This window comes from Paenibacillus chungangensis (assembly GCF_042675905.1).
Lineage (GTDB): Bacteria > Bacillota > Bacilli > Paenibacillales > Paenibacillaceae > Pristimantibacillus > Pristimantibacillus chungangensis.
In genome coordinates this window covers 262,442-276,345 of the sequence record NZ_JBHTJZ010000024.1, presented here as the reverse complement: position 1 = coordinate 276,345, position 13,904 = coordinate 262,442, and the positions used below count along the sequence as shown (strand labels likewise).

Genomic DNA, 13,904 nt, shown 5'->3' with positions numbered 1-13,904 from the left:
CCTCCTCCATCATCTTTTTGAATAGACTTGCTTGCTGCATAGCACGCCCAATCGATACATGCTTGCATCCGGGGCTTCCTCTGCGCTTGCCATGCATCTTGGAACCCACACTGTAATTGGCTTCGTCACTGCTCCTGCATCGAGCTGAGCCTTGCCGCTGTCGTCAATCTCCAGAATTCGAATGGTCCTTCGCTCTCGCTGCCAATCGTTCACTTGCTTCGATGTCCAGAAAGTAAACCCAGAGCGCTTCGCCTTCTCAGCAACCTCGCGAATAGCTTCACGAACAGGCTCCAGCTGATGGATGTGAATCTGATGGAACAAAAAATGCGCTACGCCTCCAACATAGGCTACCTGCTCCAATAAAGGCTCGATAATCGTTGTATCCGACAGGCTGGGATGGTTGAGATCTTGCGTCAGAAAACCAACCTCGAGCACATCGTACAAACGATTCTCTTCGTCAAACCATCCAATGGGGAAATACGGCTGACAAGTTCCGAACAGAAAACCGACATTACCTCGTTTCGTAGGCCCCCTGGTCTGATCGACAGCGATGCCATTCGATTCACACCACTGGAACAACTCGCCCCATCCTTCATACCTTGTATAATGGTTCTTGTTGGAAGTTATTCGCTTCACACCTGTCGCGGATTGCACCCATTCCAGCTGACGTTCGAACGCCTCGCGTCCCCATATTCCCTCTTCCTTCTCCAGAGCATTGTAGTGCAGGGCAAGCTCATGACCTTCCCCATTCACTCTGTCATAGACACTGGAGGAGTAACCAGGCTCGATCATGCACCATGTGGAAGGAACCTCTATCTCCTTCAACACATCCAATGTCGTCACAGCAGTCTCATCAAGATTAAAGTCACTATCGAAGGAGATGAGCGCCACACGTTCGGTTCCTTCCGGCCAATCATCCAGCAGCGGCAAAGTTAACCCCCGGGCAAACGCACAGCGTATCAGATGGGAGAGCAGCACCTGCCTCCAATAATCCGCATAAGGATAAGCAAAGTAAGGCATTCCTGTCTCTGTATGCTCTCGATCCCACTTCCAATCCAGTTCCATACCGTCATCCGCCTTCAGAATGCCCTCGTCAATTGCGGCTGTCCCATCCGGGGCTGGGATACCATCCACAAGCACCGGCTTAACCCCCTGCGCAAATGGACCACCGTAGTCGGGATATCTACAGCCCAGCGGTGAATGGCGCCTTGGCCAACCATCCATTGCTGAAGCAGTGCTCCGCTTGCGGTACCCTCTGGTGACGACGCATGAAGGGAACCTGCGCTTACGCAAGGCTCACCCCCCGCGCACCATGCTTCAGCGGACAAGTAACGAAGCGGTATGGTGAGAAAATCGTATTCAGGCAACCGCGCATAGCCCTTATCCAATCGTGATCTCTTTGCACAGCCTAGCCTTTCAGCCAGCAGTGCGAGCCCACCGTAAGCAACTAGAGTGCCTCCCTGCTCCGCATAATGCCATAAAGCCTCAGCAGTCTGTTCATCTTGAGGTACAACTGATACGATAACCAAATCCACCTTAGCGGCTGGCAGCTCATCGATCTGTGTCATCATCGTGAACGGCACTCCCGCATGAGCTAATATTTCTTTTATATAAGCCTCGAATACATTCAACCCATATCTTCTGCGCTTCTTTACCGTTCCCGAGTCCAGAAGAACGCCTATTTTCATCATTTTCATCACAGCACCTGCTTTGTTCGATTATATGATTATTGTAGCGAACGAAGGCGCGCACCATAAGAAACTACATTGACTGATTTGAAAATTTTTTTACCGCTATACGAAAAGATCCCCTGTGTCAGATGGATGCAGTGAAATAGTGGAGTTGTGCAGCGCGAATGATTCACGCTGCACGAAGATGGAGTTCTATTTTGCGTGGAATTGTCTGTGGAGTTGTCGAACTTGCTCAGCGAGCTCAGGTACAGGACCTTCTATGAGCGTATCGCGAATAACAGCTTCGATGGGAAGAGTAAGAACGCGCGGGGCAGCAACACCCATCTCACTTAGCCATTGTGTCAGCTGCTTGGAAGAACTCGCATAAACGATACGTCCTAAGCCGACCCAACCATGAGCAGCGGCGCACATAGGGCAATGTTCTCCCGAGGTATAGACGGTAGCCTTGGCCCGTTCTTCTGGTGTCATATGATTGGCCGCCCAGCGCGCCAATGCAAACTCCGGATGCTGGGTATGGTCGCCTCCAGCAACATGGTTGTGGTCTTCCATAAGCACATCACCGTCAGCGGAGACTAGCACGGAACCGAATGGCTCATCGCCAACGTCAAGAGCTTCCTTTGCCAGTTCAACACAACGCTTCAGATGCTTCAGATCGGTATCATTGATCATCACAAAACCTCCAGTTCGATAATCGGCAATCATGATCTCTAGCTCAACTTGTAACCTGTCTCTTCATCATCATAACCCATACCGGCGATAGGTTGAAGGAGCTTACAGTGGAGAAAGTCCTTGTATGGGTTATTGGCGAAGGAGTTTCTCAATTTACTTCTTTTACAGTTGGATCTTCACGATAAATATTCAAAAGAAGTCTTGCCGCGTTCATTTAAACCACTTCTTCGCTTTTTCAAAATCTATGTTCGTGGATTTAGAGGCGCAGGCGAACTAAGAAACCAATTAATGGATACCACGTCAACAGACGAAGTACGTCGTTTAGTAAAACCTTTTTTAGAGCAAGAATTAGATGGATTCTATCCTCTTGCGCCCAGTTCCCGATAAACTACATCAAAAATATTAAGAGACCTTCCATAAGTTCAATGAACTTAGGAAAGGTCTCAAAATTGAAGCCAAAAGTTATGAGCGAGACTGTCAATCAAATGGACTTCATAGCCAATTCCAAGTATTCTTTCCTGGACCGAAACAGGGTAAGTGTCTGAATAGTGGGTGGCTTAATCCAAGTTCAGATATGGAAGCTCTACTTCTGAGAGGCTATGATACTTATCACCTTCCCTCATTTCTCAACAACGTTCTCCATAACGATTCCGAGAAACGCTGCAACATTACGATCGCTTCCGCACGTGTCGCTTGACCGTCTGGCACCAGCCGTTGTACACTTCGTCCATTCATAATTTTATGGTTGACGACGAAAGCCATAGCTGATTTTGCCCATTCACTAATTCGCTCATGATCGGAGTAGCCCTGAAGCGAATCCAGCGCTGCATTTGCCGACTGCACAGCGAATTGATGATAGGCGCGGTACAGCATGGTGGCCATTTGCTCTCGGGTAATGAGACCTGTCGGAGCTAGGTACTGCTCACTGATGCCATGTATCAGATTCGCCTCCCATGCTGTATAAAGTTCTTTCATATACCACGCGCCTGGATCCACATCTGTATGTGGAAGTAATCCGCTCTTGCTGGGAATTGCCAACGTTCTGAGCAACAATGCAGTGAACTCCGCTCGATTGATCAGGTCATTAGGAGCGAATTGATCTGTTGTTTTGCCCTGAACGACACCGCGAGCTGTCACCTGCGCAATCGCATCCTGCGCCCAGTGACCATTCACATCCGTAAATTCCTTGTTAATCTGCATCACGGCATATATGCCGGACTGGGTCATTTCGAAATAGTAGCGTTCCTCTTTGGCGACATAAATGTCAGGCACATCCATCCAGACTTGCTGGTGTGAATCCCAGCGATATACACTCCATTGCTTTGGAGCTGACATCATTCGCAGATCGTCACCTTGTAAGGAAGCAAGCAATTGGACCGTCCTTTCCGATGTAATGGACTGTTCCCCAACCTCGTCATACGACATCTCCACCGAAAACAGTTGGAAGAGCGACACATTCGGCTGTATGACGGTATCGCTACCGTCCAATGAGGTTAATAGCGCCTTCAAATATATGGAGTCCTCAGGGCGACTGGCAGAATTACGAACTTTAGCCGACAAGGTCAATCCTTCACTAAGCGGCAACTGTGCCATAGTTGTACTGCTAATGCGGATACGTTCATCTGTTGTATCCAACCCCTCTGCAGGGTGCGATGGCCAATAAGGTGGAATGGAGGGCGTCGGTTCTGTAAGGTCAGGCTTATCCCAGTTGACCGCCGCCGCTTTAGAAGGATCGCTAGACACCCCCTTCGCAGTTTGAACCACGGTATAGGATCCTTTGGCAGAGACGGTCACATGGGCGGATTGTCCCGAGCGATGGACAGCAATGGTCGCATCCACCGGCTGGCCGTTCCGGTACACCGACAATGCGGCATTCGGGTTCACCCCGTTCACAAAAAGTGTCCAGCCGTTCTCCGGTTTTGCCAATAAGGACACGGGGAGAGGCTTGACAAACACATTCCTTTGAACGTCCGCTGCATTGCCGGCCTGGTCGGCAACGGAATACATCACCTTGTACGTTCCCGGTGTGCTCATATCCAGTTGTGTGTAATCCGTCTGAATCATCGCGCTAATATCTCCGTCCCGATCATCATGCGCCGATACTCCTGTCTCCGCATATCGCTCCCCAGCAGACAAGTAGACCGTGTCATCGCCCAATAGCGTTAACTGTGGCGCAACCGTATCCGGACCGGGATCCGCTTCCACCAGCACCTTGCGTTCAATGCCATCTAATATCATGATGTCGGCATAGCTCATCAATGGCGCTTGCACAAGCAACGCATAGGTATCACCTAAGGTTAGCGGTTGATCCGGAACAAGCTGCACCTGCGTGGTCACTAAGTGGCCATCTACGCTTTCCTCTGCCAACTGCGGAAGAATCTCCATCGTTAACGGCTCGCCAATCCGATTGCCATCATCTTCTGAAGTTCGGTACATCTGGATGGAATCCCGTGACAACGTATCCGATCGAACATAATTGTCGAAGGTCAGGGTCAAATGAGATCCGCCTGTCTTAGCATCCACACGGACCAGCGCGGGCGCTTGCAAGGAGCGCATCGCGACATTCACATCGAAGTGCGGTGGCAAGACACGGAGCTCTTCGCTGTAAGCTGTTTCGTAGCCATCCTTCTCAAAGACGACTTGCCACCAGCCTTCAGGCACATCCCAACCGTAACGGCCTGCCCCGTCCGTATAGAGTGGATTGAGCTGACCATACCACTCGGCATCCCACACGGACCAGGGATCGCTCTGTTGCTCACGATATACGATTGTCGCTTTAACCCCTTCGACCCGGCGATGTGTTACGGCTTCGTACACATATCCGCTTGGATCATAGATCCATTTCGGATTGGCGGCAGGAGTGGGTGATTCCGGGAATTCGTCGTCGCCGTCGAACTTCTCGTCCTGATTCTCTTCCTCATCCTCTTCACACTCTAAAATCCCCTTGCTCTTAAAGCTTTCGAAAATTTCTTGCGCTTGATCCTTTGCGCCTTGCGAGGCATTGCTGGCCAGTTCGCCGAAGGCGGTGCTGCCTACGGCCAGAATGGCGCCTGGTATCATACCGACACCGGTTACCGCAAGCCCCATTGAAGTCCCCGTTAAGAGCGCGCCGGTCGTCACTTCAAGCGCTTTGTTAATCATGGCGCGTTCAATGACGGATTCCATAAGATCAAGCGCATCGGGCGGTCCTGTGCACGCATTGACTTGATCCCTGAATTGTTGAAGTTCCATCATTGCCCGAATTCCGAAACTATTTTTAGCCATATCTGCGAAGCTGACGCTGTCCGTTGCGATGCCGACAAAATCAATCGCAATTTTCACTTTGTTGGATGCGCCTCGAATGACTTGCGGATATTGCTGCAACATCTGCTTGTTATGCTGCTCAACGGCTTCGGCTGCCAACGCAGTCATATCAGTAGACTGAGCAGATGTGGTCGATTGGGACAGCGCTGCGCTTCTGTTCCCTTTGACATCGATCGCTATGACGGAGTATGGTCCGGATTCGCCTGGTTGCCCCTCTGTTACAGTGTACGCAGCTTGATGTGCCGGTACATGGGCGATCATGGTGCTGCCCCGATAAATTTCGTAGGATCGCACCCACGTATCGTCCAGCGCATGCGTCCAGGTCAGGCGATACTGGTCTGCCGTGTCTGCATGAAGGACTAAAGCAGCTTGATCGGGCCAATAAGGGGCCGCGGCGTCACGGTCAACAAACATCTCCTCTGGAACATACACGGCAGCGGAAAGCGTCACGCGGTCGCCGTTTATCGATATGACAGGCTCGGTTCCTGTTACTTCATACGTTCCGTTATGATCTTGCACTTCTGCCATCATTGACCCCGCCGCATATTGCCCGGTCTCTACCTTCACATGTAATTGTCCGTTTAATCCGAGCACATTTTCAAAGGCAAACTGATCGTTGAACTGAACATTCGATGCCGATGAGGAAGCTATGTCAACATGATCATCTGATGCCTGAACATGGCGAATAGTTGCGTCGGCCAGCCACTGCGGCGGATTGTCCGCTGTATCATAAGTGATATATATAGCTCCTTGCGCTCCATAACTCTCATCCGCAGGAAACTGCGCGATGTAGACTTGCTTGCTCGCATCCCAGACGGCTTGCCGCTCTCCCATGCCAATAATGCGCACTCGAACATCGCTTATCCGATCAGGCTGAGCAAACTTCATGTTCAACTGCAGCATTTCATCCGGATTATAAACGTATGGGAAAATCGGAACTTCTCCAGACGTTTGGAACGTACGGGTATGCCCGTCTTCTTGCGACATCGTCACTTCCTGCAAACGCGATTGATTCCGTTGATACAAGGTAGTCGCAGTGCGGGAATGCATAACAGCCCCATCCTCTTCAACTACGGCGTAAAGACGATAGAAGCGAGCTTGCTGATCTTCTGCGGGCTCCGGCATGGTGAGCATCAACGACCAATATCCGCCGGCTGATGCCACGGTTTGATCAATCGGTGTGTCGTCGGCATAAATGTTAACGAGACTGCCTGCAGGGGCGCGTCCGGATGCCTTCACATTCCGATCATGGATCCGCTCCGGAACATGAAGCGTTACTGGCTGCTGAGGCACTTCTACCATGCCGATTATCTCTGGCTCTGCTGATCCGTCATGGGTCATGAAAGCAGTTATTTGCACCTTCTGCTCATTCTCAGATCCTTCATTCCCCAACTTGACCTGCGCCAACACAGTGCCCGATTCGCCAGGAGCCAGATCGCCCAGTTCGAACGGAAAGTCCTGACCCGTCTGCGCCTCGCCATTGAGTACGAGACTGCCGGGAACAAAGGAAGCGCCATGCGGCAGCCTGAGCTGAATGTGGCTGTTATCCGCCGTCTGCTGGCCGCCATTGCGATAAGCAATGCGAACGGTCACGGTCGAACCGAGAGTCGGCTGCGCATCGGTCATGATCACCGCATTGCCGGGTTGACCTGCAAAATATCCGCTCTGCCGCCAGATAATAGCGCCAAGATCAATTCGCTCCTCACCAGCGACCTGAAGTACCTGCTCATAAAACTGCCTGTTACGGTTCGGATAAGGATGCACTTGCAGCATGTAATTGCCCGCATCCGGCGCATACATATCGATAACGTTGGTTTGACGGTATCCTGCGACCGTCTTGATCATTTGTCCCTGCTCATTCAGCTTGTATAACGTGACATCTGCAGTTACGCTCTCTCCCAAATTGCCGGTAATACGTGTTCCGGTTTGCTCCAGTTCGAAGGCGACGATGATGCGCGACTCGTCACCTGCAACGACCTGCTTGCATTGCTTGGGCAAATTCATCTTCGATCCGTCAATGCATGCGGGAAAGCTGGACCCGTAAGGCAGCTCTATGACATAGGGATATGGATCCCAGCGCTGCTCCGGCAAGAGCGGCAACGATGAAGAATGACCGCCGATAGCCGTATTATAATGGAACCTCGTCCTCCAGCTATCGAGGTTTTCCTCGCGCCATACGTCCCCCGCATATTTGATGCGCAGCTGCATCTCCACGGTGTACGTTCGCACATCTAGCAAAGCGATATCCTTCGTGACCGCACCGCGTGGCGGTACTTGAATCGATTGATGATCCGGTACGGCATGACCTTCGATCGTCACCTCGCCTGCAGGCACATCCAGACTGTAATGGCCATTCATGTCGGATATCGTGTAGAAAGAATGCGATGGATAATCCCCATGCGTAAAAGTCAGCCGATGGCTGGCTGCCGGTTCGCCGTCTGCCGTGGTCACTTTGCCAGAAAGTGTGCCGATGTTGACCCAGCTATCCGGCCATGGACGCTGCAGTTCCCATTCATTAACTCCAACATAAGATAGCGTGAACGCTTGTTCAGTTGCTTCTTGATAAGGGAATGTGTTCCCGTCTGCGATGACCAGAACATTCGTGCCCTGCGCCGCCAGTTGATCGCCGAACGGATGCGCCATACCCGCCTGATCCGTCTGCGCACTGCCAATCATTTGATCTCGGTCCAGATCCATAACGGTTACTCGTTCCCCCGGCAACGGATTGCCATTGGCATCGGTCAGCAATACGACAGCGTTGCCAAGCAAACGAGGCTGCCAGGATAAGGTATGTTCTTGCCCGGGCAACACCGTGATGCTCTCTGTGGCATCACTTGAATAATTCCCTTGATACAGTTCCAGCCGGTAGTTGCCTGGCACGACATGCGCATAAGACAACGTACTGTTCGGCTGCGGCGCTGTCAGCTTCACGTACTCACCGGTGAGCATCTCTTCACTCCATAACTTGCCGTATAAGGTCAGCGGGGAGAGTTGCGCCTCGGTTGCCGCCAAGTCAAGCTCGACCAATAGCTTGCCGGATACACGTATCGGCATGTTTGCCGTCGTTTGTTGCGTCATGGTCTCATTCAGCGTATTTACCAGCTTGCCGCTAATGGATATGAGTTCAGCCATACCTGCGACGATTGGGATGGTTCCTTCGTACCGTCCAGGCAGCTCAGGATCTTCCGTTAAAGCAATAATGTGCTGATGTGTATCGCTTCCAATCTGATCCCCATCCAATTCGCGCACAGACAAGACGGCTTCGCTGTGTTGACCGGGAGTGCCGTGCAGTTCGACCGTCATCGTGTCTCCCAGCTGGACGAATTCGCGGAGCCGATCGTAGCGCGGCGGCACAGACCAGCTCAGTCCGCTGATCTCCAGCGCGGCGGTCGTCACTTCGGCGATTAGCGTGTGAGCTCTGTCTGCTGCGCCTTCCAGCATGACAAGCACTTGATATTCATAAGCCGTGTTCGCCTGAAGCGCGGTGTCGGTGTAAGTGGCGGTGAATGCGTCTGTCGTAACTGCAATCGTCCCCCAGTCTTCCATTCCTGCTTCGCGGCGCTGAATGGAATAAGCCTGTGCAGCGGCGTCGCTACTGGCTTCCCATTGCAACAGAACGTTACCATTGGGTTGCGCAGTCGCAATCAGCGCCGTCTTTTCTCCGCTCGAAGACGCAGTAGTCGCAACCGAGGCGCTCGGACCGTCAGTCGTAGCTTGTGCGCCGTTGCGCGCCTCGACATGGAACGTATAACCCGTCTCCGGCTGCAGTTCCGTAACCGTATAAGTCGACTGGTCATAAGGGATGGATGCAAGCAACGCGTTATCCTGATACACATCATAGTGTGTGATCGACTGTCCGGGAGGAGCGGTCGCTGCCGACCAGGTCAGCGTCACCATCGTCGAACCGATGTAAGTTGCGGCGAGCTCGCTGCCTTGCGGCCAGGAAGGCGACAGTGGCTGTATGTCAGGCTGAATAGTCGCCATGAAGATGTCGTCTCTATTATTGGTATCATCAGCAATCAGATTTTTGAATGAAGACTGGAAGACGACCGTCTTACCGTCTGCGCTGATTGCCGGATTCGCGCTTTCCTCGCTGCCGCTGACCACAGCGCTTGAACGGCTTAGCAGCAGCGTTTTTTGTGCGGTGCGGTCGTGCCAATATATATTCCACTTCGCATATCCATCCGTTAGCGGAGACGGACTGATCAAATTGTCGGCGTTCGAAGCAAAGGCGACGTAGCGTCCGTCATCGCTCAGTACGGGCGTTCTGTGTTCCCTGTCCCCTCCATGCTGCGGATCGGTAACGCCTGCGGTAACCCGTTCATAACTGTCGGTTACCCTGTCATACACATAAATTTGATTATGCCCGAATAAGGTCAGCTCCTGCTCGTTATACCGGTGATCATTGGACACGAAGGCGACATACCGGCCATTGGCGCTGATGTAGGGATCATCATGCAATCCTGGAACTTGATCGATACTGGTAGACAGAGGACGAGAGATCGTATCTAGCGATTCATTCTCTCGGTCATAGACAAAAATATGCGATGCCGTTGAAGTGCCGCTTGACTCATCATGATAATGAACTCTGAAAGCGATCAGCTTGCCATCCGCGCTGACGGATGGAGCTTCGATCGTGCCGTATGGTCTGAACATATCAGAAGTGATCGCGCTCTCCTCCAAGGCTCCGACGGAAATCAATTGCGGTGTGCTGCCGGGCTGCGTACCAATGGCATAAAGACCCGTCTCTCCGCTTGGATGTTCGTCCACAAGCCGTCCTTTCGTTAAAAACACGACCGTGCTGCCATCGGCGCTGATGACCGGACTTAACGCTGGTTGATAGCTTGGGTTGCCCTCAGCCGTCAAATTGAGCCAGCGAAATTGTTGATCCGGCGGGCTATCGCGATCGTACAGAAACAAATTGTCTCTTCGATTAAAGTCATAATTGTCTGTTGTCAAATTTCTTGATCTTGACAGGAAAGCAATATAGCGGCCATCCGCGCTAATGGACGAATATGTGCTGTTTTCATCACCAGGCTGCCCAGCGGCATTCGTGGTGATCCTATGCACCACGGACTGATCTCGATCAAACAATTGTATTTGCTGTCTATACGTGATGGGTGTAGATCCGTCATTGGGCGTACCCGTATTGGCAAACAGCATATATTGGCCATTCGCGCTAATTGTCGGATGGAAGCTGGCCTCGCTTAACTCCTGTCCATCCTGCGACAAGCTGACGCGAGTAATCGTCACTTCTTCCCCTGTTGCTGTTGAAGTCGAGAACAAGCTGAACATCGACGGTTCCGGCTGTTCGAATGTCGCGATCAAATCGCCATCCGTCATTGTGCGTTCCTCGTATGTAACGTCAGGAATGCCAAGGCGAGTCAATGCTGCAGCGGCATTCACCTCATTGTCGTCGAGCAGCGCTTGACGAATATCTGCGGCCGATAGCTCCGGCAGCACGGACCGCATCATCGCTGCAATCCCCGATACGATTGCCGCTGCGCTCGATGTACTGGACATTGTGCCGTAGCGATCCTGCGGCCAGGTGGAGAGAATTGCATCCCCTGGAGCGAATAGATCGCCGTCGTAATTGGAACTGGGCAGCGGCGAGCCGTCTTGCCTCATGCTCATCACGGATACGACAGTCGGATAAGCGGCAGGATAAAAGTCTGCCGTATTCAGACCCAGATTTCCAGCTGCCGCCACCACTAGCACATTATTGGCTTCGGCATATGCTATGGCATCATGCAAGTCTTCCGGAGCTGTTGCAAAGTATTCTCCCGCACTTACATTAATGATCTGGATGCGCTCTTCAGCCGGTCCACGCCAATCGACGGCTGTACGAATCGCCTGCGCGAGCTGTTCAGCTGTGGCGGCCAATTGGTCGTCCAACACTTTAATTGGCAGTACATACACAGGCAGTTCACCTGTTACACTCACCGCATAATCATCGCCAGCGGCAGCAATAATCCCGGCCAGATGAGTACCGTGCCCATTGAGATCCGATACATCTGCCAGGTCCGTTGCGTCAGACAACATATTAATGCCGGGAAGCACCCGATTCACCAGTGCCGGATGACTGGCTTCCACACCGGAATCGATTAATGCAACATAGACTGCTTCCGACACGTTGTTCGTTGCTGCCGTATGCTGCGCAATCATTCGCCAAGCCCGATCAGCATCAACTGCGTCAAGCGCCCACGACTTTTCGGTCTCTGTTTCCTCTTCCGACCACTTCACAGGCAACATCATCGTTTCTTGTGAAGCCGCCCCGGCAGTAAGCACATTGATTGCATTGTCGCTGGCAGAAGCGGTTTCAATAGCAGCGAATACGGGCGAAATCAGTTGGAGTATTATTAAATATGAAATTGCGATCATGCCGTACCGCTTTAATTTATGAGTGCGCATACTTTATCCTCCTTGTTTCTCAAATGCCATTACCTATTTTTTCAAAAAAAATTAGCTGCACTGGTTAACATTGTATTGAACAAAGGTTAAAATCAGGTTAAGAGACTTATGACTGAACCAGTAGATTTTTGATTGGCCATATATTTATATAGTCCTGCCTATATTGCTTGTTCCAAAGGGGATGAAAACAATGCGGCGGCTGTCTAACAAAACATTGCTCGTCGATGAAAAAATCGGGATTCATGAATTGCTGAAGCTTAGCTTTAAAAAAAAAGGATATACCGTGCTGTCAGCAGCAGACGGCGAGCAAGCTATTGCTCTAACCGCATTGACCAAGCCGGATATTATTTTGTTGGATGTTGAAATGTCGGGACGAAGCGGCTTCGATGCATGTATCGAGATTCGCAGAATCACTAACGCTCCGATTATTTTTATCAGTAGCCGAGGACAGTTGGAGGACAAGCTGACTGGATTAAAGCTGGGCGGTGATGACTATATTACGAAACCATTTGACTTCAGCGAGCTTACCGCACGCATTGAGGCGAATTTGAGAAGATATCGCCAATTCAGCAACACGGATTATCACTCTGATGACATCGTGTCATATGGAGAATTGGAGATCGATGTGAAGCGCTGTCAGTTTGTACTGCGCGGCAAGCCGTTGAATTTGACTGCGAAAGAAGCACAGCTGTTGATGTTATTTGTACGGCATCCTAATCAGGTGTGGAGTGCGGAACAATTATATGATTACGTCTGGGGCTTGGAATCGACAGGTAATATAGAGACTGTCAAGGTACACATTAGTCATTTGCGGCGAAAGCTGGAGCACAATCCGTCCGACCCTCAGTTTATACGTACGGTGAGGGGATTCGGCTATATGTTTCCCTCAGACACCCTGAATCGATAGCATCCACTTCGCAGGTCCCCCATTCCACCGGCGGCTTTCTTTTTTTGCTAACAAACGACAAAAAACGGTACATGAGAGGCTATCCCTGCACCGCTATTTATTAAGAATTCGATCTTTAGGTTTAACGCTACGTACGTGCTTGCAACGCGCTTCTGGCAACCAGCATATACCCGGCCCCCCGAACCGTAATGATTCTCTCAGGAACGGCAGGGTTAGCCTCGATTTTTTTGCGTAAATTGCTGATGTGTACAGCGACTGTTCTCGTATCCTCCAGACTCTCCGTTCCCCAGATGAGCTGAAACAATGCCTCGCTACTAACGACACGATTGACGTTTTGTGCCATATAGGACAATAGACTGAACTCTTTTTTTGATAGATAGATGGATTCACTACCTATGTTGATGGACTGTGCGTAGAAATCCAGCGTCAAACCCGGTAACTCCAGCAATTGTTCCTTTCTGCCCGTCGACACTCTGCGAAGATGAGCCTTGATCTTGGCCATGAGTACTCCCGGACTGAACGGCTTGGTCACATAATCGTCGCCATAGGATAATGCGCTGATTTTCACCTCGTCTTCCTCTCGGCTGCTCAGGAACACGATCGGCGCATTCGTGTAGCCTCGTGCGTTCATGCACCAATCTATGCCATTCTCATGAGCCAGCATGACATCCAGTACAATCAAATCCGGCTCGAACGATGCAAGCAGCCTCATCGCTTCTGTTCCGCTATGACTGTAGGAGGATATGAAACCCTCTCTCTCGCAATACGCCTGAACAATCTCGCATATATGGGGATCATCATCAACGATCAATATTTTGTGCATGCCCACCACACCGTCACCTTCTTTCATTTTCCAAATGTGAACAATCGCTCGCCGATCAGCAACGACCGCCGTTATTTTTCATGAGCCTAATCTTTAACTA

The 13,904-nt window shown here is 51.2% G+C and carries 6 protein-coding genes and 1 pseudogene; 2 read left to right on the top strand and 5 right to left on the bottom strand.

All coding sequences use genetic code 11. The features are described 5' to 3' along the window. Positions 1-9 precede the first annotated feature (9 nt). From ACFQ2I_RS16055 to ACFQ2I_RS16045, 3 genes are all read right to left on the bottom strand, one after another. Entirely contained in the window at positions 10-1,140 is a 1,131-nt protein-coding gene (locus ACFQ2I_RS16055) for a hypothetical protein (RefSeq protein ID WP_377565832.1), read from the bottom strand. Then, on the bottom strand, positions 1,080-1,697 hold the full coding sequence (locus tag ACFQ2I_RS16050; protein ID WP_377565829.1) for a hypothetical protein: 618 nt from the start codon (positions 1,695-1,697) through the stop codon (positions 1,080-1,082). The genes ACFQ2I_RS16055 and ACFQ2I_RS16050 overlap by 61 nt, the downstream gene beginning before the upstream one ends. 186 nt (positions 1,698-1,883) lie before the next feature. After that, the gene (locus ACFQ2I_RS16045; protein WP_377566043.1) at positions 1,884-2,360 is read right to left on the bottom strand and encodes a nucleoside deaminase; all 477 of its coding nucleotides are present in this window, start codon (positions 2,358-2,360) and stop codon (positions 1,884-1,886) included. A 135-nt stretch (positions 2,361-2,495) separates the two neighbouring features. Here ACFQ2I_RS16045 and ACFQ2I_RS16040 point away from each other — a divergent pair. After that, positions 2,496-2,747, top strand: a pseudogene (locus ACFQ2I_RS16040) (hypothetical protein); the annotation flags it as partial. Positions 2,748-2,969: 222 nt separating this feature from the next. Here ACFQ2I_RS16040 and ACFQ2I_RS16035 read toward each other — a convergent pair. Then, entirely contained in the window at positions 2,970-12,074 is a 9,105-nt protein-coding gene (locus ACFQ2I_RS16035; protein WP_377565827.1) for a S8 family serine peptidase, read from the bottom strand. Positions 12,075-12,264: 190 nt separating this feature from the next. Here ACFQ2I_RS16035 and ACFQ2I_RS16030 point away from each other — a divergent pair, with 190 nt between their 5' ends. Beyond that, the gene (locus tag ACFQ2I_RS16030; protein WP_377565825.1) at positions 12,265-12,981 is read left to right on the top strand and encodes a winged helix-turn-helix domain-containing protein; all 717 of its coding nucleotides are present in this window, start codon (positions 12,265-12,267) and stop codon (positions 12,979-12,981) included. Positions 12,982-13,108: 127 nt separating this feature from the next. On the opposite strand, the gene ACFQ2I_RS16025 is transcribed toward ACFQ2I_RS16030, so the two are convergent. Beyond that, positions 13,109-13,804, bottom strand: a complete 696-nt coding sequence (locus tag ACFQ2I_RS16025; protein ID WP_377566040.1) for a response regulator transcription factor — start codon at positions 13,802-13,804, stop codon at positions 13,109-13,111. Positions 13,805-13,904 lie beyond the last annotated feature (100 nt).

Excerpts from the sequence above, each read along its gene's own strand:
- ACFQ2I_RS16050 (WP_377565829.1), bottom strand. The coding sequence starts at position 1,697 with ATGAAAATGATGAAAATAGGCGTTCTTCTGGACTCGGGAACGGTAAAG.
- ACFQ2I_RS16045 (WP_377566043.1), bottom strand. The coding sequence starts at position 2,360 with ATGATCAATGATACCGATCTGAAGCATCTGAAGCGTTGTGTTGAACTG.
- ACFQ2I_RS16035 (WP_377565827.1), bottom strand. The coding sequence starts at position 12,074 with ATGCGCACTCATAAATTAAAGCGGTACGGCATGATCGCAATTTCATAT.
- ACFQ2I_RS16030 (WP_377565825.1), top strand. The coding sequence starts at position 12,265 with ATGCGGCGGCTGTCTAACAAAACATTGCTCGTCGATGAAAAAATCGGG.
- ACFQ2I_RS16025 (WP_377566040.1), bottom strand. The coding sequence starts at position 13,804 with ATGCACAAAATATTGATCGTTGATGATGATCCCCATATATGCGAGATT.